At 44.6% G+C, this 23281-nt stretch carries 16 protein-coding genes; 7 read left to right on the forward strand and 9 right to left on the reverse strand.

What is annotated here, in order from left to right; translation table 11 throughout:
* Nucleotides 1-243 precede the first annotated feature (243 nt).
* Nucleotides 244-477: a hypothetical protein gene (locus tag QUA45_RS04940; protein ID WP_333219773.1), complete on the reverse strand. Its 234-nt coding sequence runs from the start codon at nt 475-477 to the stop codon at nt 244-246.
* Between the two features lie 221 nt (nt 478-698).
* Here QUA45_RS04940 and QUA45_RS04945 point away from each other — a divergent pair, with 221 nt between their 5' ends.
* Complete coding sequence (locus QUA45_RS04945) at nt 699-920, forward strand: helix-turn-helix domain-containing protein (protein ID WP_332984474.1); 222 nt, start codon at nt 699-701, stop codon at nt 918-920.
* Nucleotides 921-986: 66 nt separating this feature from the next.
* Here the strand turns inward: QUA45_RS04945 and lipB are convergent, their stop codons facing one another.
* The gene (gene lipB, locus QUA45_RS04950) at nt 987-1667 is read right to left on the reverse strand and encodes a lipoyl(octanoyl) transferase LipB (RefSeq protein ID WP_333095165.1); all 681 of its coding nucleotides are present in this window, start codon (nt 1665-1667) and stop codon (nt 987-989) included.
* A gap of 151 nt (nt 1668-1818) precedes the next feature.
* Here lipB and hpf point away from each other — a divergent pair, with 151 nt between their 5' ends.
* Both hpf and QUA45_RS04960 read left to right on the forward strand, forming a co-directional pair.
* Complete coding sequence (gene hpf, locus QUA45_RS04955; RefSeq protein ID WP_333095162.1) at nt 1819-2472, forward strand: ribosome hibernation-promoting factor, HPF/YfiA family; 654 nt, start codon at nt 1819-1821, stop codon at nt 2470-2472.
* Between the two features lie 175 nt (nt 2473-2647).
* Entirely contained in the window at nt 2648-3286 is a 639-nt protein-coding gene (locus QUA45_RS04960) for a Uma2 family endonuclease (protein ID WP_333219775.1), read from the forward strand.
* 122 nt (nt 3287-3408) lie between these two features.
* Here the strand turns inward: QUA45_RS04960 and QUA45_RS04965 are convergent, their stop codons facing one another.
* The 3 genes from QUA45_RS04965 to QUA45_RS04975 all read right to left on the reverse strand — a co-directional run bounded on the left by QUA45_RS04965 (nt 3409) and on the right by QUA45_RS04975 (nt 6268).
* The gene (locus tag QUA45_RS04965; RefSeq protein WP_333069707.1) at nt 3409-3867 is read right to left on the reverse strand and encodes a peroxiredoxin; all 459 of its coding nucleotides are present in this window, start codon (nt 3865-3867) and stop codon (nt 3409-3411) included.
* Between the two features lie 289 nt (nt 3868-4156).
* A complete protein-coding gene (locus QUA45_RS04970) occupies nt 4157-5053 on the reverse strand; it encodes a metal ABC transporter permease (protein WP_333095156.1) in 897 nt (298 codons plus the stop codon).
* Nucleotides 5054-5458: 405 nt separating this feature from the next.
* The gene (locus QUA45_RS04975; protein WP_333095155.1) at nt 5459-6268 is read right to left on the reverse strand and encodes a metal ABC transporter ATP-binding protein; all 810 of its coding nucleotides are present in this window, start codon (nt 6266-6268) and stop codon (nt 5459-5461) included.
* A gap of 102 nt (nt 6269-6370) precedes the next feature.
* On the opposite strand from QUA45_RS04975, the gene QUA45_RS04980 reads away from it, so the two are divergent.
* Nucleotides 6371-7609, forward strand: coding sequence for a metal ABC transporter substrate-binding protein (locus QUA45_RS04980; RefSeq protein WP_445304914.1), 1239 nt, complete (start codon nt 6371-6373; stop codon nt 7607-7609).
* Nucleotides 7610-7796: 187 nt separating this feature from the next.
* Here the strand turns inward: QUA45_RS04980 and QUA45_RS04985 are convergent, their stop codons facing one another.
* The 4 genes from QUA45_RS04985 to pheT form a co-directional block, all read right to left on the reverse strand.
* Entirely contained in the window at nt 7797-11456 is a 3660-nt protein-coding gene (locus tag QUA45_RS04985) for a helicase-related protein (RefSeq protein ID WP_333219777.1), read from the reverse strand.
* Entirely contained in the window at nt 11453-14485 is a 3033-nt protein-coding gene (locus QUA45_RS04990) for a hypothetical protein (protein WP_333219779.1), read from the reverse strand. Before QUA45_RS04990 ends, QUA45_RS04985 begins: the two co-directional genes overlap by 4 nt.
* 13 nt (nt 14486-14498) lie before the next feature.
* Nucleotides 14499-14768 (reverse strand): YciI family protein, encoded by a 270-nt coding sequence (locus tag QUA45_RS04995; protein ID WP_333095150.1) that lies wholly within the window; start codon nt 14766-14768, stop codon nt 14499-14501.
* A 468-nt stretch (nt 14769-15236) separates the two neighbouring features.
* Nucleotides 15237-17699, reverse strand: coding sequence for a phenylalanine--tRNA ligase subunit beta (pheT, locus tag QUA45_RS05000; RefSeq protein WP_333095147.1), 2463 nt, complete (start codon nt 17697-17699; stop codon nt 15237-15239).
* 533 nt (nt 17700-18232) lie between these two features.
* Between pheT and QUA45_RS05005 the strand changes: the two genes are divergently transcribed.
* The 3 genes from QUA45_RS05005 to QUA45_RS05015 are packed head-to-tail and all read left to right on the forward strand — an operon-like array spanning nt 18233 to nt 23275.
* Nucleotides 18233-19864 (forward strand): serine/threonine-protein kinase, encoded by a 1632-nt coding sequence (locus QUA45_RS05005; protein ID WP_333095145.1) that lies wholly within the window; start codon nt 18233-18235, stop codon nt 19862-19864.
* Nucleotides 19865-19884: 20 nt separating this feature from the next.
* A complete protein-coding gene (locus QUA45_RS05010; protein ID WP_333095143.1) occupies nt 19885-20067 on the forward strand; it encodes a hypothetical protein in 183 nt (60 codons plus the stop codon).
* A 34-nt stretch (nt 20068-20101) separates the two neighbouring features.
* A complete protein-coding gene (locus QUA45_RS05015) occupies nt 20102-23275 on the forward strand; it encodes an MASE1 domain-containing protein (RefSeq protein ID WP_333219781.1) in 3174 nt (1057 codons plus the stop codon).
* The last annotated feature ends 6 nt before the right edge of the window (nt 23276-23281 follow it).

Genomic DNA, 23281 nt, shown 5'->3' on the forward strand with positions numbered 1-23281 from the left:
TTTACCCAAATCCCTTCTCTTACTTGATGAATGAGAGGGAATTCTTATTTTCTTCTGCCTAGAGTGACAGAAGAGGGCTATAATACCCCCAAGTCTCGCAAACACCGCCGCGTTAATTCGCTTCGATATTTAGCATCCTGAGTCTGGAGTTTTTAAGTGATTGGGTGGAGAATTAAGCCTGATGTTTTTGATAATTTAAGAGCGATCGCACTTTGCTCGAGAAAGGGCGATCGCCCTTAAAGATTATTCTTTCCAGTAACGGGTCACAATCCGCATTACTTCACCTGCTAGAGGGGACGGTAAAGGCGGGATCCATTCACCAACTTCTGCAAAACCCAAAACGTGCAGCAGATTGATGAGGCTTTCTACTCCTTTGGGAATGCCGCAAATCAACAATCGGATCGGTTGCTTTCCAATGGGTGCGTCGGGAATTTCTTCGCGCAGGAGTTCGGGAACTGACTTTGGCTGTGATATCATGAGTTTTAACTACAAAATAGTCGGATAGCGATCGCCCTTCAGTTTTCGAGGCAAAGGGGCGATCGCTTTTCCGTTTGTACATCCTCAGCATAGTTCATTCGCTGCTGCCATTCAAGCGATACGACAAAAAATATTGCCGATACGGCAAAACAAGTGTTAGTCAAGGTTGCAGGATGCTAACATCACCTTGCAGAGTCCTGGCTAGTAGTTGAGTACGCGCAGTGATCCGTTGGAAATTGGCAGTTGTGATGGCCGATCGCAATATCAGCAATAAAGAATTGGCGGCTAGAGTTGGGATGCACCCAACATCTGTTTCTAAAATCAAAACCCGTCGCCGGCTGACAAGAATTGATGAAACAACTCTTGATGCTTTGTGCAAAGCACTAAACTGCCAACCGGGAGATTTAATGGTGTATGAGGAGGAAAATTCCGATCGCACTTAAAAAACCGACTGCGATCGTTAGTAGGAAGGTTGACAGCGACGCACCCTACACATTCGTGAAGCGAAGCTATCCCGTAGGGAATCGCACAATTTCCACTGCAAAAACGCGAGCAAACTCAGCGACAACGAGCGATCGCACTCGATCGATCTCAATTCCCGGAATAAACTGCTCTAAACTGCCAACGGGTCGATCGGGAATCCCGCAAGGTACAATTTGCCCAAAACCTGCGAGATCCGGACAAACATTTAAAGCAAAACCGTGCATCGTAATCCAGCGGCTGACTTTAATGCCGATCGCACCTACCTTGCACCCATCCACCCAAACCCCAGTCATACCGGGAACCCGCGAACCCTTCAACCCCAAAACTTCCAGCACCCCCAGCAGCACTTCCTCCAACTGTCGCAAATACCAGTGCAAATCAGGCTGGTGGCGCCGCAAATTTAAAATCGGATACCCCACCAATTGGCCCGGACAATGGTAAGTCACCTCACCACCCCGTTCAACTCGGTGCAATTCCGGCTGAGTTTCGCTGTCAAATTTCAGAAATTCCAACTTCGCGCCCTGTCCCAAAGTATACACCGGCGGATGTTCCACCAAAATCAGCACATCTGGCAAATCTGGGTTTTCCCGGCGCTCTTGCACGAGTTTTTTCTGGATTTCCCAAGCTTGGGAGTAGGACACTTGTCCCCAATCGAAGAGCAAGCAGGGTTGTGCATTTAACTGTTGAGGGATGAGAGGAGAAATCATGAAAAAAATCAAGAGTGTATTTACGGAATATTGGCGCAGCTTAAATCAAGAATTGTCAACATATAATAAAAGATTTGGAAGATAAGTGTTTTCCAGAATACATAGTGCTACTGTATAAAATATACCCAAGTAAAAGAAGGGAGGGAGCTCTATGAAGCTTGTTATCCAGGGTAAAAATATAGAAATCACCGATGCGATTCGCGAGTACGTCAATCAAAAGGTTGAAAAGGCAGTTAGCCATTTTCAAACTTTGACTACAGAAGTGGACATACATCTATCGGTGGCTCGTAACCCCAGGATCAATCCTAAGCAGACTGCTGAGGTGACAATTTATGCTAACGGCAGCGTGATTCGGGCTGAAGAAAGCACGGAAAGCCTGTATGCCAGCATCGATTTGGTTGCCGACAAGATAGCTCGTCAACTGCGGAAATTCAAGGAAAAACGCCACGACAACAAGACCCACAGTAGTGTTAAAACGGTTACGGCAGTTGAAGAACATCCTGTAGTAGCGGATCTGATTGGCGATCGAACTCCCGAACTTCCTGCTGAGGTGGTGCGGACTAAGTATTTTGCCATGCCTCCAATGACTGTGCAAGAAGCTTTGGAACAATTGCAGATTATCGATCACGATTTCTATATGTTCCGTAATGCGGAAACAGGCGAAATTAATGTGCTCTACGAACGCAAGAGTCACAGCGGCTATGGAGTTATCCAACCCCGCCACAGCAACGGTAACGGTAATAGCAAAAATGGCAAAACTGCCGAAAGCGCTACATCTGAAAAATCGAGTGTTGCGAAAAGCTAGATAATTGCTGAGTGCTAATTATTAATGGCTGCAAGCCGTTAGCAAAAAAGGACTAAAGTCCTTACTACGAACCACGAGTTTTTAGTAAGGACTTTAGTCCTTTCTTGGTTTTTTTAGATAATGATTCGTAGTCAGGACGTTGCTGATATTGCCTAGAGAAAATGGATGAAAAATTATGCTATTGGAGTTAAGACAATTGAAGATTCAGCCGGGTCAGCAATTACTGGTTGAGGATGTTAACTGGCAACAATTTGAAAGTATTTTGGCGGAATTAGGAGAACGTCGTGCTTCCCGACTTTCCTATAGTAACGGAAGGTTAGAAATTATGGTTCCTCTGCCCGAACATGAAAAAGCCAAGGAAATTATTGGCGACATGGTAAAAATTTTGTTGGAAACACGACAAATAGCATTTGAGTCGTTGGGTTCGACAACGTTGAAAAATGAACGCATGAGTCAGGCTGTCGAACCGGATACCTGTTTTTACATTCAAAATCAACTAGCGGTTATCGGTAAAAATCGCCTCGATATGAGTGTCGATCCGCCCCCAGACTTAGCTATAGAAATTGATCTCACCTCTCGCACGCAGTTGGATAATTATCAAATTCTACGAGTGCCGGAACTTTGGCGATACGCAAGGCGAGGGCTACAAATCAACGTCTTGCAAGCCGAACAATATATTGAGTCTGATGTGAGTCCTACTTTCCCCAATATCCCGATTGTTCAACTGGTGAACCAGTACACTCAGCAGAGTCAAGTTGCTGGCAGAACCCGCGCTATTCAAGCTTTTAAAATTTGGCTAGGGGAAAATCTCTAGTCTCAGAACTTTCTTCCTCACTAAAAACCGTTAGTTCGCAGTCAGGAATTTAGTGTTTTCTTGTTTTTGAGACAAGGAGGACTTTCGTCCTCACTACCAACAATATATTTAAGCAAATCCCTCTAACTTTTGATGGTTTCTAAAGTTTTGAGTGCTTCTGCAACGTGTGCTTTGAAGTCTAACATCGAGTCAAAGATATGCTTGACAACGCCTTCTTTGTCAATGACATAAGTTACTCTACCGGGCATAATCCACAAGGTAGCTGGAACGCCGTACAATTGCCGAACTTTATTCCCCGTATCACTCAACAAAGTAAAAGGTAACTGATATTTGGCAGAAAAATTCTGGTGAGACTGCTGCGAATCTTCGCTAATTCCTATGACTTCTGCACCTGCGTCTTTGAAGACTTCGTAGCTATCTCGAAAGGCGCAAGCTTGGGTTGTGCATCCGGGTGTGTCGTCTTTGGGGTAAAAGTAGACTATGACGTTTTTTTTACCTTTAAAATCTTTGAGGCTGACTGATGTGCCAGTTTGAGAGGGTAAGGTAAAATCGGGTGCGGTGTCTCCTACTTTGACTGTCATGTTTTTTAACTGAGTAGCTCTGTTTGAGTGAAATTTTAACTTTTGTTATTGTACAGTCTTTTGTGACGAATAGTTGGCAGTTGCGATCGCCCGGTTCGGTATCATCCCATGCTTGCTTTCTGGCACTTAAACAAAAAACCCTTTTGACAACATCGGGATGCTCCAGGTGATTCGCAATTAGGTGGATTAATTGGAGAACCTTTTTTGAAACGCAGATGCACGGGGATTAACGCAGATTGTTATTGAAAATTGGAGGGGCGGGGCTGAATCGTTAACACAAAGTTAATTGTTATCGGCCTTTAGTTAAATTTTTTAATTCCCGCCAGATTGGAGGAATTTGGCCGGAGTGTGTGCGGGGCTGGGTGAGGATTCCTTGAGTGGGACTGAACAGCAGTGATAGCACAAAGAATCCCGATGCAACTAAAACTATTGCGGGGCCGGATGGTAAGTTATAGAAGTAGCTGAGATACATTCCGCTAATGCTGGAAATCACTCCGATAATTGCGCCTAAAATCATTACTTGGTGCAGGCGAGTTACTAGGAGATAGGCGGTACTTGCTGGTGTAATTAATAGGGACAAGACTAGCACTACGCCAACGGCTTTGAGGCTGGCAACTATCGTGAGGGCGATGAGTACCATCAGTCCGAAGTTGAGCAGGTTTACTGGCAAACCTGTTGCTTGCGCTCCTAATGGATCGAATGTGTAAAATAGCAGTTCTTTGTAAAAGACTACTACAACTAATAAGACTACGGCGACAATAACGGCTGTGTCGATCGCATCTTCGACAGTCACGCCCAGGATGTTGCCGAACAGAAAGTGGTTGAGGTCGATTTTGTTGTCTTTTTGGACGATCGTAATTAAGGTGATGCCGAGGGCGAAGAATGCCGAAAATACGATGCCCATTGCCGCGTCTTCTTTGATTGTCGATCGAGCTTTGATCCAAGCTATGATGACTGTACTCAAAACTCCGGCAATGAACGCGCCGATAAAGATATTTGCTCCGAGGATAAATGCGATCGCCAATCCGGGCAAAACCGAGTGGCTGATGGCGTCTCCGAGCAAGGCCAGTCGCTGTACCATTAGGTAGCTGCCGACGATCGCGCAGACGATGCCGACGAGAATGGCAATTACGAGCGATCGCTGCATGAATCCGTACTGCAACGGCTCAATTAAGGTTTGTAGCATAAAATTATAAAATCACAGTTAACTAATGACTAACAACCAAAGCAACCCGGTTTGATCTGAGAGGTTGCACCATTCTCAATAAGCTTTTTATGAACAGGCTTTCCGGTGGGTGAAGCGAGAAAATTCACTTTTTGTGGAACAGGCCGGAAAGCCTGTTCTTGAGAATGGTGCAAGATGTGAGTTCGATCCGAGATTTATCGTTTCCCAATTCAAGATTATCAAAAAAACCGGGTTCAAGAGTGTAACTCCTAGATTAATGACCAAGAATTTCAAAGGTGGTACCCGCCACGTGATTTATGCGTGGAATCAATGCAAAATCGAAAATCGAAAATCCTCAAGCCCCCGCATTTATCCATGGGGTCGCCTCTAAAATCTAAAATCTAAAATCGATTGACTGCTGGCTAATTAAGCTGCTTGTCCGGCAAAGAACATTACTTGTCCGCCGTAGGCGCGGTAAAGGTTTTCTTGGGTTAGCACTTCTTGGCGGGAACCAGCAGCAATCAATTCTGTATTTAGCAAAATTAAATCGTCAAAATTAGTGATTGATTCGCCTAAGTCGTGGTTGACTACTAAGACGATTTTTCCGGCATTTGCTAGTTGGTGGAAGATGTCAAAAATGATATTTTGAGTTTTTTGGTCAACGCCAACAAACGGCTCGTCAAAGCAGAAAATAGAGGCTTCTTGGGCTAAGGCTCTCGCTAGAAATACTCGCTGTTGCTGTCCGCCGGAAAGTTGTCCGATCGGTCTGTCTTTGTAAGCACTCATGCCTACTCTTTCTAAGGCATCGGCAGCGGTGCGGCGACTAGCTGCCGAAAAGCGGCGGAACCATCCGGCTTTTCTGACTCTTCCCATCATCACGACATCCCAAACGGTGGCGGGATAGTTCCAGTCAATTTGCGATCGCTGCGGCACGTAGGCTACTGTTTCGAGTCGATCGGCGATCGCTTCTTCCCCCCAGGTAACAGTGCCGCGAGCTGCCGGAATTAAGCCCAACATTGCTTTGATCAGCGTGCTTTTGCCGGCACCGTTGGGCCCAATAATACCCGTCAGCCTTCCCGGTTTGACGGAAAGATTGATATCTTTGAGTGCCTCTACCGTGCGGTAGTTTACTGCTAAGTGCTTAACAGTGATAATTTCAGTGTCGGTAGCGCTGTCTTTGAGGTGGCAAACCATTTGAGACCAAGGATTCTCGTTGGGGAAGGCGGCGGTATTCATTGGGGTGACTCTATATCCTTTTTATTAAGTTTACTGTAAAAATGAAAAGAATATGAAATCATCGGTAAATAGGAATAATCGGCAACGCACCAGAGGTAGATAATGCGACAGTCCAAGCTGGAAACCCCTCAAACCATAGGCTTTGTAGCGAAAATCTCAAGTCGGTTAAAACTTCTCATATCTTCCACCATTCTCAATCAGAGGCAAGAAGCCTGTGAAGCGAAGAGTGAGTTTTCTTGTGGGGTGGGCATCCTGCCCGCCCATAGAAGGGTGATTGAGAATGGTGCCAGATGTGAGTTAAAACCGACGGAAATTGTAAAGCAATCCTATCAAGGGGAGTTTAGCTGTGAGTGGGGAATTGAAACCTCCCGCCCTGCATTGGACAAGTCCAAGGTATTTTTGATTAGAAGTATTGCCTGCGGCATTTTGACTTTGGGTTTATTTAGTTGCGCTCAAACCCAGGGCGATCGCCTCTCTCCAGAGGCAGATGCTAAACCCAAGGTAGTTGCTACCAGCACAATTATTGAGGATTTGACCGATCGAGTAGCCGGCGGCGAAGTTCAGCTAACAGGAATTTTGCAGCCGGGAACCGATCCTCACGTTTACGAACCGGTGCCAAAAGATTCTCAAGCTTTAGAACAAGCTAACTTAATTTTGTATAACGGTTACAATTTGGAACCCGGATTAATTAGGATGATGAATGCCGCCGGAATTAAGGCGCGGAAATTAGCAGTGGGTGAAGTTGTCAAGCCTTTGCTACTGAATAAAGAAGGCAATACCGTACCCGATCCGCACGTTTGGGGAAATGTGGAAAATGTAGTTCAAATGGTGGAAGCGATTCGGGATGCGCTAATCGAACTGTCGCCGGAAGATCGGGAGAAGTTTACGCAGAATGCTGTGAAACTTACTGAAGAGTTAAAACGCTTGGATAGTTGGATCGAACAAGAGATTAAAACTATCCCCGAAAATAAGCGCGCATTAGTAACAACTCACGATGCTTTTCAATATTACAGCCGCGCCTACGGATTGGGAAGTGCGGGCAGTTTGATCGGGATTAGTACGGAGGAACAGCCGAGCGCTCAAACGGTGCAAAAGTTAGTAGAATCGGTGAAAGCTGCCGGAGTTCCTGCTATTTTTGCCGAGACTACAATTAACCCGCAACTGATTAGAACAGTGGCGGAGGAAGCGGAGGTAAAATTGGCGGCGCAGCAACTTTATTCGGATTCGATTGGGGCGCCCGGAAGCGATGGCGATTCTTATGTGAAAATGATGTCGGCTAATACTCGCGCCATCGTCGAAGCTTTGGGGGGGAAATACACGCCGTTTGAAGTTAGCAAGTAGCAAGTATGGCGCCCCGGAAGAGTTTTATTTTCTCTGCGGGGTGACAGCTAGCTGATGCAGCCTGCAAGTTTCAGTAGGCTTGCATTGCATAAGTCTTTGGTTGATACAGAAACCGCAGATGCAAGGCAGATAAACACAGATTAACGCAGATTGTTGAAGGAATTGAAAGCTTGGGAATGCAAGAGGTCTAGTTTACCTGCTTCGACAAAATTAAATTGAGCACGTTCAATTCGTTGGAACTTAAAAGATATTTATCTGTGAAAAATTTTTCTCTACTTTGCTCTAAACTGTAGCTTCTAAACACGATAAATGGAAAGTCTTGATACTTGTGCCCGATCGGCATTACACTATCTACAGGGTAGATCGATCGCACGTAAGCCGACAAAATATCCCGAAACCGCCTGTCTTCCGGTTCTTCCAGCTTGCTGTCAGCAAAATACTCCTGCATTTCCTCCCCGCTAACAAAAGCAAACAGCGGTATGGCATAATAGCGATCGAACTGCTGACTCTGCTCTTCAAAATACTGAGTTTTCTCAACTTCGCTGTTGAGAAATTGCAAAAGCTCGATCGCACCGCCTCTAATTGCCGATATTACATTCTCCGGGGACGAATCCCTATCCCTAATTAGACGCATTTTGTGCAGCAACTTCTTCTCTAGACATTCCTTAATTTCTCGATGAAGCCGCATCTGGTATGTTTCTACCAAATTTTGTTTAGCTAGAGGTACGACCAACAAACTACCGCAAACATGACCGAGTTCTAAATTATCATAGCTCAGCAAACCATCAAGAGGATTGCACTTATCCAAAAATTTACGATTAAAATCGTCCCGCATTTCCAGATAGGAATCGCCCTTTTGGCGAGAGTTATCATAATTTTTCAAAACAAACTCCCCGCGACCCAAAAGCTGTTCCAGACTCGTATAAACCTCCTTAAACAACATATTTACTCGCTGGCTCTCGCTCTTTAATGTCTTAATTAGAGCAGCCATTTTGTTGCTAAAAGTATCCCCGACTGCGGAAACCGACTTTCCACCAATCGGAATTATCAAAAATTTATCCCTACCTAAATAACCGTATCCCGAAATTCGCGTCATCACCGCAGTCTTCAAAATTAGCAATAAATTCAACAAACTTAACTTACTTTCTTGCAGGGAAAGTTCCGCATCATCAGCGTAATAAACGGCGGTATCAGATAGGTAAAAAACCAATTCTTTGTCTTCACCATCAAGGGTTTTACCGTTCTCATCTTCTCCGCGTCCCCGATAAATCACCTGTATCACTTCCATCAGATTTTTCTCAATCTGGAAGCGGGGAATATCAACTAAAATATGCTTGGTTTTGGGGAAAGAAAGTCCACGACTTCCCGATGCAGTCATAAAGATTACTTTAGCTGTATTTTTGTATTTCTGTATTTTTTCTTTCTCCTCTTCCGAGATATTCGCGTGAATTTCCAGATAATCGGTAAACTGCTCAAACTTTTCGCGACTAGCTTTAATTTTTTCAATTAATTCTGCCAATCTTTGCTTGTTCTGAATATATACTATAATTTGTTCCACACCTGGGATAGCTAATCGCTGATTGATATCCTCAATCATTTCTGTTTGAACCCGCTTTACTAAATTACTATTCTGTTTTAAAGGTGCATTCTCAGTGTATTTAAGAGTTTCTACAAATACCTTATAAGTGATATCTAAACTGCGCGCCGGGTAGGAATTCGCATTAATAACCTTTGCAGGTAGATTGTTAAATTTAAAAGGAATAACTTGTAAAGGTTGAATTTCTTCAGAATCTCTAGCTAACTTTTTAAAATAAATTTTGTCCGGTTCCGGTGACGTGTTATCCAGGTGTTGTTTGATGACATCAGGGTCAACTATCGAAGCATCTGCCACAATAATTTTAGTATTAAAGCCGTGTTCCCGCTTGTGCAAATCATGTTTTTTGACAATCTTGGCAATTCCGGCTAAAAACTCAACGCCACCATCATCTCCTGTAATTTCATCTATCATAATGAAAATATGTTTGATGCGACTGGAGATTTCTTGCATCTTAGCGGGAATGACCCGTTTGTCCCGTTTATTATAAGTATCTTGAAAAACTTTATCTAAATGCTCTAGAGTATTTTGTCTGTTCTCTTTCATTTTCACCGATTGAATAGAAACCGTAGCTACGATATTATTAGATACCTGACTATTGAGCAGCGCGTATATACCTTCGCAAATGCTCTTAAGCACTCCATTTCCTTTGGAATTAAGTGGTTTAATTACTGTTTCTCCCTTTTTTTGAAGTTCAGATTGATGAGATCCCCTCCTCTGAATTTCTGAATCATCCTTGAGGAAGCAAACAGTTTTTTTTGTGAAATCTTCACGATAGCTATTCGATGCGTATTTAACTGTACAGTGTCCTGAATTGCTTTTAATGATATCGGCGTTAGTGTTGATACAAAATAATCGATCGTTGCACAGCAAGCCAGTATTTTTATCTTTAAATTTTTTGATAATATCTAAGTTTACTTGCTTGCGGGGACTCACGTATAGGAATAAGAAACCCTCGTCGATATGGCTTTCCAGGAAATTTACGATCGCAGTTGTTTTCCCAATTCCCGGATTCCCAGTCAAAAATAGGTAAGTTTCGTCAGATTCCAGTGCTTTGACAATTAATTGAGCGTGAGCATTTCTCAGGTGTAATCCGCGATCGATTTGCAAATCATCTGCCAATTTATCTGATATAATATCAATGGAATTGACAAAGTTATAGATCCGCTCTGTATGACATACAGGTGCGACATTTTTGCCAATTGTTAACAAATCGGTGACAAATTTTTTGCCATTCTGAAAACTGTAACCTGCGTTAAGTTGGATCGCATCTAAAACTTCGCCACGAGCATCGTTAATCTGTTTATCTTTCGCTTCCTGCTGGTAGATTTTGGCACAAGTCGCCAAGATGTCAATTTTATCACTGCGGAGGGAAATTGTGCTGATTGTGCGATCGCTATAACCGACAACATTCAACAAAACATCAGCATCATGAGGAATAATATTAGTTGTTTGCAGAAAACCGTAGAAGCTGTGAGCGTAGCTACCAGCCTGAATCAACTTAGCGCTTTCCTTATCCTTATACTTAAAAGCCGTAAAATAGCGGTTTAAACCCTCCGAAAAGTCAATACCTAAAGTGCTAGTATCGATTCGCAGATTAGAAAAAACACTTTTCGATCGCAAATAGCTAATTTCTCTGAGCAAAGACTTCCGCATTACCTCTATTTCGTTGAGATTATCGAATTTTTCCGAAGTCAACGGAGGAGTAAACACAGACAAATCAACGCACAGGATTCTAAAATGCTTACCATTTTGCAACAAAATCAGGGTATCAGCTTGCAAAAACTCACCTTTTTTCTTGTAGCGGCGGATGTAGGAGTTAATTTCATCGCCTGATAAATTGGGTTTCGCAGTTTTTAACTGAGATAATACCTCTGTAAATCCTGCTTTTGGATCCTTATTATAAGTTCTGATACTGTTAGCATCGCTAAAACTGCACTGACAATACAAAATCTTCACCACATTTAAATTGCAGCCAGTAGATTTGACGTACTCCCGGAAAAAATTCAACCCACCCAAAAAGCCTTTTTGAACAAAAAATAAGCTCCATTTTTCAACAATTTTAGCATCCAAACTACCGAGCAAATTAGCTTCTCTGGTAATTTCCCCAATCATCTTGGGCAATTTGAGTTTCTGCAAATCTAGACGATAGGAATCACCGAAATTATGAGCTATATTTTCCCGCTGAATATATGCCAGGATCCCGATATTAAATCCAACCTCAAACAGCCGTCCAAAATCTTCACCAATCACGATCGAGTCCCTCCCTCACTGACATTTAATACTTCTCTTACCTTATTCAAAAATGCCAAGGAATTAAAATTTGCGCTACTCCGAGCATGACTAAATATAGACAAAGCACCAACCGATTCATCGCCAAGAATTCGCTCGTAGGGGTCAAGTTTTAAACTAATATTGTGACGAGCTTCATACCTAGAAAAGTGGAATATTGTTAGATAATGTAGCAAAGTAGTTTTGATGGCACTATCATAAATCAAACCTTCACGAATATCTTGATCGTCTAGGATACCTTGATAGATATTCAACAGAGTCGAGTAGGAAATGACACCGTTATAAAAGTTCTTTTCCTCCCTGACTCTAATTCCGTTAAACAAGTTGAAAAACATCACAGCTTGCTGACTGGTATCTGCAAACAAGCTTTCCAGCTCCATTGCATCCTGAATGTAAAAAGATTTTCCCCTATCGCCTAGGAAACTGCGGACATAGTATTTATCAAAAAATATCGGATAAATTTTGATATCTCGCCTCTCTCCCTTCAAAGTTCGGAGAAGTTTTTTGGACATGAAAGACAATTCCTCATCTTCCTCAGTCTTAGTAATATGCAGCGTACTCATGTAAGGTGCTTGCGAAATATAGGCGAAATTCCGATATCCTTGTTGATAAAGCTGACTCATTGCATCTTCAAGGATTAACGGCTCAGAATAAAGACGGCTGACACTGTAATTCTCGGAAAGATTTTTCAGCATTTCGACTTGAATTGTAATATCATCTAGGCGAGTAATTCCGACAATTTCTCCGATTAAGCAGGCTTGTCTTTGGAAGCGGTTTTGATTGCTTCTTTTCGCATCACTATCCCGGCTGGAAACGACAATAATTGCCAATTTTTCCAACTCAGGAGCTAGCTGTACATTATCATCGAATCGAAACTTTTTAGGAAGGATTGAATACAGGGAACTCAAACCGTTACGAATTGTGTAACCATTGGGCGTTTTTCTAATCCGAAATCCTTGAGAAGTTGAGCGTTGTTTTTCACTCAAAATATGAGAGAATGTTTTGGAAATATTGGCCATAAATTTTTCTGACGGCGAAGGGTTTTTATCGTCGCCTTCGTGAAGTCTCACCATCGGAATAAATAAGTTGTCCGCAGTATTTTCCAGCAATATCCTCAGACAGATATAGGACAGCAGCAGCATGGCAAACTTATAGACAAAAATTGCGGCAGGTTGTAAACCTTTATCACCGCTGTCTAGTCGTCTGTCGTCGTAGGGAAACACAACTAATTTTGTCTGAAAATGTTTTTCGTAGATCGCTCTAGAGCGATCGGCTTTAGGTGCAGAAAGTAAAGGCAAAACATCGACATCTTTGATATTGTATTCCATGCTGAAATTTTGGCGTTCATCAGTAGGAAAATAGCGGACATCTTCTATGGTGATATTGACTGGTAGCTGACAAATAGAGCTTTCATCGACACTAGGATCTTTGACGGTAATATAATGGAGCGTTTGCTTGTAATTTCGCTCCATAATTTCATTAAAAAATTTAGGAGTAGTCAAAATATTGTCAATATCTTCTACCAGACCTATTTTGAGGTTTACGTGTCGCGTTTCTGTGCGAATTGGTAAAATTGTTTGACGTTCCAGAAAGCCTTTTAGCATTATTCTCAGATGGTTGATTTTAGATTTAACATTTACTTCGTTAAACCTCTTCACAAAATTTCGGAAAAGTCTTCTTTTTATTTCGTCATTGTCACGACCCAATACATTTTTGATGACTTGCTCAAAACCAGAAATAGGATTAAAGTCAAGTTCTAATTCAGGGTTGTAATTTTCCGTTCCAGGAGTGTGGGTAGATGCAAAGACAAAGTGATATAACAGTGCTATTTTTAATACCTTACGTACAAATATTTCGCTATTAGCATCTTCGGCCAATTCTGCTTGATGTTCTTCACTGTCTGGATGTAGCAGATTCAGATAATACTCAAATACATCTTTTCCACCGCGCGCTTGAACTTGATTATCAAATTTAATTTTCAGCCCAAAGATAAACTTGCGTTCGTTACGAGCATTGTCGGTACTTTCTCCCAAGTAACCTGATACAATAGGAATAATTGGCAGTGCATCTAGGACTTCTGCCCTCGCGAAAATTTCTCTGTAATTAACTCTAACACCAGCATAATTAACCTCGTAATCACCATCGGATTTATTTGGATCGTTGATGTAATCTTCTATCAATCTGAGGCGGCGAATCAAGTCTTGTAAATAGATGATTCCTACGGTATCTGTACTGCTAGCGCGAATGTGTTCTAGCAGATAGTCCAAATAAATAATCTTAGATTCTTTGTTAATTTTCCCCAGAGTTTCTTTATCTACCAGTCTGATTAATTTGTGAAAATCAGAGTCTGGATTTTCAACCATCTCATCAAGACGATGCTTAAGTCCTTGTTTATCATCGTTATTGTCGGCATTTTCATTAATATAGTTTTCCAAACCTTTTTTTAGTTCTTGTTCAAAAATATCAGTATTTCGGACTGTAACGGTCAATTTATGCAATTTTAAAGCTGCATGGCTTCCAGTACCTCGGCTTTCCAAAGTTAGCCTTTCTTTTTCTAAAGAAGGGTAGCGGGTGCCAAAATCGTATTTAAAGCCTAACTCTTGGCCGCTTCCCCGAAAAGAGGGTGAGTCTAAGGGACTAATCAAACTAGCGACAAACCTTTCAATCGAGGTATTTCGAGGCAGTTTAGATTCTAAGTGCTGCCGCAAATAGTTTTTGATTTTTCTAACTTGACTGCCAAAATGCTCCTCAATTTCCGGCGGTAAATTAACAGTAGCAGAATCTGCTTGGGGTTCAAAAGAACCCAAGGGTTGCCGCACTTGCTTGTTGGAAACATCCGCAGCAATGGTGTCAATATCAATTAGCAAGCGGCGGCTGTCTTCTGATACGCTAAACGGGTTTTTAGTCTGCAATGTTTCTAAAATCTTGTCCAGCAAATCGCCATAGTCTACTGGAACTAAATCGTCGTCGCCTAGTCTTAAGATGTTCACCCTGTTAGCTCCTTTAAAAGGCTTGAATCCACTCTTTAATTTCGTATTCTGTCCAAACCTGATTTACCCAATAAGGATCGGTTTCAACTAATTCTCTGACTTGGGCTTCGTCTGCTGCTTCGTAAATTGCAAAAACTTTTGTTAAATCTTTCGTTGGCCCGATCGTACTTAACACACCCGATTCCTTCTGCTTAGCCAATCCTGCTAAATGAGCGTCTCGAAACGGAGCGCGTTTTTCGAGAACATCTTCGCAGTAACTTCCCCACATCACATATTTAGTCACGGTTTTGAGCCTTAGATTAATTTGTTTAAAAGTTATTGTACAATAAGAGTAAGAGGATTTAACTAAAATTTTAAGAATAAGATTAATGAACCGCAGAGAGCGCAGAGGGCGCAGAGGAAGAGGGGAAAGAGAGAGGTTTGTTAGATAAGAGGAGAAATTTATTACTTTAATGGTTGGGGAGATGTTGCGGCCATTGGTGTCAATTTAATTAACGTTATAAATTGAGTCCGGCAGGGGTTGAAACCCCCGCCTCAAAGCTGAAGTCCTCTCAAGAGGACTGAAGAGTTCATTAGTTAGCAATTATGCACTTTAGACGGTTTTATTGCAATAATTTGAGATTCTTCGCTTTGCTCAAAATGGCAAATTTACCTTGTTATCCGTAAATCTTATTAGTCCTCTTGAGAGGACTTTAGCTTTGAGCCAGGGAATTCATTCCCTGGCAGTTTCCATTGCTGAGTAGCGGCTTCTTTAGCTTCTCAAACTAACGCCGAATTTTTCAACTAGGACATCGCGAACTTTTTGTTGTGCCGGTTCGACATCGGTTTCGCTCAAAGTTCGATCGCCCGCGCGATAAACTAACCGAAAAGCCAAACTCCGCTGTCCCGCCGGCACGTTGTCGCCTCGATATTCGTCAAACAATTCCACCGAATCCAGCAAACTACCCGCCGCCTTTTTCATCGCACTCTGCATATCTACAACCGGAACTTCAACCGATGCGAAAAATGCAATGTCTCTGTCTGAAGCGGGGAAACTCGAATAACCAGCGAATTTGCGAGTTAACTCGTTCGATCGATTCAACGCTGCCAACAGCACCGCCAAATCTAATTGAAACACGTAAACCTGCTCAGGCAAATCCTTTTCTTGCTGCAATTGGGGGTGCAACTGTCCAAAAACTCCTAAATGTTTTCCGTTTAACGATAACGCAGCGGTGCGGCCCGGATGCAGGCGTGTATTCGAGGAATCACTTTGATATTCCACCGACAAACCCAACTCCTGAAACGCGCTTTCCAAAACCCCCTTGGCCTCAAACCAAGTCAAAGGTCGATCGCGCCCTCCCTGCTGCCATTTCCACACAGTTGGATCGCCGCCAATAATCCCCGCAACGGCATCGGCTTCCTTCATTGTGGGGTGGGCATCCTGCCCGCCCTCTTCCTTCCAGAAAATGCGGCCGACTTCAAAACCGTTTAGCGCCCCATTTCCCTGTTCCAAATTGTACTGGAAAGCATCAATCAAACCCGACAGCATTTCTGTCCGCAAAGCCGAATACTCCACAAACAGCGGATTCGCCAGCACCACCTGATTGTCTCCCTCAGTTTTCACCAAAGAATAGTGCATCAACTCCGTCAAACCGGCCGCCCGAAAAGCCGATCGTACATTCCGAATTGCCGCATATTCTGGTGACAAATAACCGGGTTCCGTTTTGCTGGGTAAAGTATCGCAGAAATTGTCATAACCGTGGAGTCGGGCAACTTCTTCAATTAAATCAATTTCCCTTTCTAAATCGCGGTAACGGTAAGGAGGAACAGTTATCCCAAACACCCGTTCTTTTTCCGTTGGCACAACTTCGCATCCCAAAGCTGTCAGAATGTTTTTTACCTCTTCCGGTTCCAGATATTTAGAACCGCCCGTTTGTCCTCTTTTCAACTGTCCCAAAACCAAATTTACTCGGTCTAAACGCAATTCGAGCGATCGCGAAAAACTCAAATCATCGCCGGAACTCGCCGTTTTCTGCACCGTCGCACTGCCTCCAGCCAACTCCAAAATTAGGGATACAGCGCGGTTGCAGGCCGTCGTCAATGCCGCCTGATTGACCCCCCGTTCGTAGCGGATCGATGCCTCGCTCCGCAGACCTTGAGCGCGCGCAGAACGGCGAATCGTTGCCTGGTCAAAAATCGCTGCTTCCAAAACTAAATTTTGCGTTCCTTCGTGAACTTCCGTGTCTTCGCCGCCCATTACCCCAGCTAAGGCAACAGGTTTGTCGCTAGCAGTAATTAACAGATTTTGAGCTTGCAAATTGCGGTTTTGTCCGTCCAAAGTTTTGAAGGATTCGCCTGTTTTGGCAAAGCGGACGCCGATGCTGATATCTTGAGTACCAGTGAAAGATTGCAGGCGATCGCGATCGAAAGCGTGCAGCGGCTGGCCCCACTCCAATAAAATGTAATTAGTTACGTCAACCACATTATTAATCGGCCGCACTCCCGCCGCCTGCAACCGCTGCTGCAACCAAGCTGGAGAAGCACCAATTTTCACACCTTCAATTGCCGTGCCGATGTAAATCGGGCAACCTTGCGGTTCCGATATTGCTACTGCCAAACCAGGACTTTCTTTGCCCTCAATCGCCACACCATTCGCTGCGGGAATTCTCAAACTAGCCCCAGTCAGCGCGGCCACTTCCCGCGCTACGCCCACCATGCTCAAAGCGTCAGCCCGGTTGGCAGTTGCTGTCAAATCTAAAATCACGTCATCTAAACCCAAAAGCGGGCGAATATCGCTGCCCAATTCGGGATTTTCTAACTCGAAAATGTGAATTCCGGCTGACTCTTTAGATAGTCCCAATTCCGCCAGAGAGCAAATCATTCCTTCGGAAGGAACGCCCCGCAATTTAGCCGGTTTAATCTTTAAATCAATAGTCGATAAATAAGTGCCGACAACAGCGACAGGCACGTAAATGTCTGCCCTAGCGTTCGGTGCGCCGCAAACAATATTCAAAGCTTCACCAGAGCCGACATCCACTTGACAAACTCTCAATTTATCTGCATTCGGATGCTGTTCGCAGGCGATGATTTTGCCCAAAACTACGCCGCTTGCCCACGGGCGGCGGTCTTCAATTTCTTCAACTTCAAACCCAGCCATTGTCAGGGTTTCGGCTAATTCTTCCGGGGATATTGCCACATCCACCAATTCCTGCAGCCACTTTAGAGAAATACGCATAATTTAGTCAGTAGTTAGTTGTCAGTGCTCTGTAGTTATTAGTCATTAGTCGGCGCCGACCGGCTACGACTTTTGAGTGCCAGAATTTATTGGGGAAAGCTTTTCATAGCATACTAATTTAAATTTGTCAATAGTGTTATGGTACCGATCGGCAAAAACTAGGGATATACCCCAAGGTCGATGGCAACTGGGGGATGAGTAGCATTCTCATTCAGAGAATGAGGTATGCTAGAGACATCTAACAACGCAAAAAGCACTTAAGTTTAGAAAGACTTTACACAAAAAAGCACAACTTTAGCAAGTCTTTAAACTATCTTCAACGATAATCAACCGAAAAAACTCACAGCAGCGAGATAATCAAAATAGGGAAAAGATATCGGCCTAAAAGACTTAGGTGCAATTCCAATTCGCAATCGAAGGCACAGCCTGCCGAAAACTGATAGATTAATATGTCTACCAGAAGCAGGAACAGGCTATTTGTGCAGTCGAGCGACGCTGACAAGATCAGAACAACATAGGCAAACTCAATCAATATGAGCTACTGCGTAAATCCGGGCTGTCCCCATCCTCAAAACCCTGCTGACTCTATTCTTCAGTGTCAGACTTGCGGTGCGCGGTTATTGCTGCGCGCTCGCTACCGAGTCATTGAACCCTTAGGGCAAGGAGGTTTTGGAGCTACATTTCTGGCAAAAGACATCTCATTGCCCGGTCAACCGAGTTGTGTAGTCAAGCAACTGCGACCCAGTAGTTCGTCGCCGCGAGTTTTAGAAATGGCGCGGGAATTATTTAAGCGAGAGGCAAAAACCCTCGGTCAACTGGGCGACCACCCGCAAGTACCGAGGCTGCTAGACTATTTTGAAACGGAACAGCAATTCTACTTAGTTCAAGAGTATGTTAAAGGCTCGACTTTGAAACAAGAAGTTAAGCACTCAGGCCGTTTCAACGAATCGGATGTTAAAAATTTTCTATTAGAAATTCTGCCAGTAGTGCAATATATCCACAGCCAAGGAGTAATTCACCGAGACATCAAACCCGCCAATATTATTCGCCGAATTCAAGACGGTCACTTAGTTCTGATTGACTTCGGAGCGGTAAAAGACCAAGTTAGCCAAACAATATTATTAGACCCCGCCGACCAAAGCGCCAACACGAAATTTTCAGTCGGCACATTTAGTTTTGCCCCCCCGGAACAAATGGCGCTGCGGCCGATATTTGCCAGCGACATCTACGCAGTGGGTATGACTTGCTTGTACTTGCTGACAGGAAAATCGCCCAAGGATTTAGATTTTGATGGAGTAACCGGCGAAATTGTTTGGCAGCCCCACGTTCAGGTGAGTCCAAATTTTGCGCGGATTCTCGAAAAAATGCTGAAGCCGATGGTTGGGCATCGCTTCCAATCGGCAGCAGATGTCCTCAGAGCTCTCTCGGGCCAATTTGAAGACCCAAGTCTTATGGATGGCTTGGCAACTCAATTCAATGCCTCTTCTCGTACAGTTGAAGAACCGACAATATTTAATGACGAGGGTTCTTCGTGGTCACCGCCGAGGAGCAAAATCAATGAAGATTTACGATCGAACCACACCCGCGCTGGTAGAACTTCCTTCAGCCAATCTGGGAACACGGGGATGCAGCCGAGAGTTTCCCGGACTCTGGCTGAGTCCGGCAGAACTTTCGGAACGGTTGGACCTTCTAGCGACAATTTAGCAGCGTCAAAGCTATCGAAAGTTGCTCCTAAGTGGGATACCAACAGCTTGCGAGCGGCATATTTTAAAGGCAAACGCGATTTTGCTGACTGCGAACTGTCGGGTTTGCAACTGCAAAAAGCGCAGTTAGCTGGGGGGAATTTTTATCAGGCTAGGTTGGTAAAAGCAAATTTGCAAGCAGCCGATTTGTCGGGGGCAAATTTGGGTCACGCGAGGTTAATTCAGGCGAATTTGCGAGATGCTAATTTGACTGAGGCTTATTGCAGCACTGCCAATTTTGAAGGGGCGGATTTCCGAGGTGCTGACTTGACGGGGGCTTATTTGACTAAGGCGAACTTGCGGGGAGCAAATTTGTGCGGGGCGAATCTTACGAACGCTACAGTTTCTGAGGAACAACTGGCAATGGCAAAGACTAATTGGCTTACTGTTAAGCCGGATGGCAAGCGGAGTTTTGGATTTTAAGAAGTCATGGGGCATGGGGCATGGGGCATGGGGCATGGGGCATGGGGCATGGGGAGTTGTTAGCTGCTACTAATCACCAATCACAACAGTCATCAGTCATCAATCAACAGTCCACAGTCAACAGTCAACAGTCAACTTCCCACTCCCCCAGTCAGGTGAGTCGTCAGGAGGAAGCTCGATCGCCCCAAAGCCGCCTAAATTAAAAACTAGGAATGGAGGATTCGATCGCACCTAAACATGAAACTGCTCAACCGCTGCACTCGAACGCTTCTGTACACCGGCATCCTGGCGCTGGCCTACTTTGTTACCGGAAAACTCGCAGCGTCGATGCTGGGACTGGTGAAAGCCGAACCCTCCCCCGTGTGGCCGCCCGCCGGTATTGCTCTAGCAGCCCTGCTACTGCAAGGGCGACGGATGTGGCCGGGAATTGTCCTCGGTTCAGTGCTGTTAAACTCTACCGGCGGTATACCGTCGGCTGTCATTGCCACATCGGCTTTTAGCGTCACCCTGCAAGCGCTGGCTGGAGAGGCTTTGCTGACTTGGAGCGGATTTTCTACCAAACTCGATCGACTGCGAGATGTTCTGGCTTTAGTAGCGGGCGCGGTCATAGGGTCTACTTTCCTAGGCTCTATCCTCGGCAACTTGGGAACGTGCATTTTTGGTTGGGCTCAGTGGAGCAATTTCTCTCGCAACTGGTGGACTACGTGGCTCGGAGACGGCATGGGAATTTTGATTGTGACGCCCGTTCTGCTGACTTTGAACCACGCCGTTAATAGTTTTAAATCTCCACTAAAACTGAGATGTTTCATTATTCTCAATTACTTGTTTAGGAACAGGCAAGATGCCTGTGAAGCGAGAGATGAATTTGATTGTGGTACAGGCATTTTGCCTGTTATTGAAAATGGTGTAAAAGGTAAGATTAAACCGGGAATTATTTCAAGTTTAAAAGCATTTTTTAACTGGGACGATGGCGAATCACGAGTTACAAATTATTCAAGCCGATTTTCTGCAAGTGAAAACCGCTACAATCTTCTATTTGTAATTATTAATTATTCAGAAATAGCGCTCTGGCTGACTCTATTGCTGAGCGTGAGCTGGCTGTTTTTTTGCTCTAAAATACAAGCAGCGATCGCTCAGTATCCGCTGGAGTATCTGCCTTTTCCTCTGATAGTTTGGGCTGCCCTGCGGTTTCAACCGGCGGGAGCGATTTTTGCTTATTCGATCGTATCTTACATCGCGATTTGGGGAGCGGTGCAGGGAGGCGGCCCGTTTTTGGCCAAAAGCGATAATCTCAAACAGGCGGTTTTATTTTTACAAGCTTTTACCGGTACGATCGCCCTTGTGGCTCTGATGTTGGCCGCCGCCGTAGCAGAACGCCAGCAAGCGCTGGTGGAGGTGCGCCGCACGGCCGCCATGCTGCGCGACCGCGAAGCTAGTTTAGCCAACGCTCAGCGCATCGCTCAGTTGGGAAATTGGGATTTAAATTGCGCCGCCCTCACAGCAACTGACAACTGCCAAGAATCCTCAGAAGATCGTAGATCCCATATCGAATTGCGGTGGTCAAACGAACTTTACCGCCTCTTGGGTTTTGCTCCGGGAACTGTCAAACCTACACCAGAAGTTTTTTTGCAGGCCGTACATCCAGAAGACCGAGAATTGGTGGCGCGATCGCAGCGCCAAGCTATGTTTGAGCGCACACCCTATTGCATTAACTACCGAATTGTGCTGGCAGACGGTTCCGAACGCACTGTCTGCGAACAGTCGGCCATTCAGTCAGGGGCGATCGCCGCCACAGTCCAAGACGTTACCGAACGCCACCGCGCGGAAACCGCTTTGCGGGCGTCCTCCGATCGCGATCGCTTGCTCTCGGAAATCGCCCTGCGAATTCGCAACTCCCTCGACCTCGAAGAAATTCTCAACACTACTGTTGCCGAAGTCCGGCAATTTTTCAAGGCAGACCGCGCTTTTATCGGTATTGTGGACGCGGACGGGGTAAATCTTCCTAGCCCGGTATACGGTAAGGTTGTGGCCGAGTCTGTGGATGCCCAATACCGTTCTCTTTTGGGGTGGGTACTCGCTGACGAGAATCACCTCGAAAACCAGAAAACTTTTTATGCTAACAACCGCGTCCGATCTATCTCCGATACTGCTAGCGTTCAACTCAGCGTTCCTATTGCCCAATTGTACAGCGACTATCAAATTCGCGCGACGTTAAATGTGCCGATCGTCCTGGGGGATGAATTGTTCGGGCTCTTGGCCGTCAACCAGTGCTCCGGGTCCCGCCAGTGGCAGGAATTTGAAATAGATTTGTTAGAAAAACTCGCTACCCAAGTGGCGATCGCTCTCCAGCAAGCCCAACTTTTGCAGCAGGTAAAAGCTCTCAATGCCAACTTGGAATATCAAGTGGAGGAACGCACCCGCCAACTACAGCAAAAAATGCACGAACTGCAAGAAAGCAACCGCCTCAAAGACCTATTTTTGCACGCAGTTTCTCACAATCTCCGCACTCCTGTTATGGGAATGTTAATACTGCTGAAAAATTTGCTCAACAAATCGGCCTCTGATTCTCTACAAGATGTTCCGGTTTCTCGATCGATTTTGCAGCGCATCGTTCAAGCCAGCGAACACCAGTTGACTATGGTTAATTCCCTGCTTGATGCTCACGCTAGCGAGGTTAAAGGTATTGTTCTCAATCCTTTACCGCTAGATTTGCAGTCTTTAGCTTCAGCCATTGTTGCCGATTTAGAACCGATGCTAGCCAAAAATCAAGCAACTTTAACTCAGGAAATACCAGTGGATTTGCCACAAGTCAAGGCCGATCGCCAACACTTGCAGCGGGTGCTAGAAAATCTGTTGACTAATGCTATTAAGCACAATCCTCCGGGAGTCAATATAACTTTTAAAGCCGAGGTAATTGAACTTGAAACAGCGCTAAGTTATGAAGAAAATTCCCAGGCTTTAACATCGCCCAATAATCCGCTCGCCCGCTGTATCGCTAACCGGATATCTCCTGCGGGCGATCGTCCTAGGATAGGCGAGACAACCCAAAAAAATCAGGAAACCCTGGCAAAATTTAACCTGGACGGCAGTTGCAAAATGCCCCGCTATCAGGGCCAAATTGGCAATATCGGCAGCAAATTGCCCGGAGTCACAGTAAAAATGGTTCGCTGTACTGTAACAGATAATGGAGTAGGAATCAGCGCCAAACAGCGGGAATCTCTATTTGAACTTTACGTTCACGACCCTAATAGCCGACAATTAACAGGGCTGGGTTTGGGCTTGTACCTCTCGAAGCAAATTATCAAAGCTCACGGCGGCGAAATTGGCGTCGAAAGCACTCCCGGCGGTGGTTCGACTTTCTGGTTTTCGCTACCTGCTGTCAACTCGGACGATCGATCTTTGTCAATATAAAATATA

It is taken from the genome of Microcoleus sp. Pol12A5 (genome assembly GCF_036701435.1).
Classification (GTDB): domain Bacteria; phylum Cyanobacteriota; class Cyanobacteriia; order Cyanobacteriales; family Microcoleaceae; genus Microcoleus.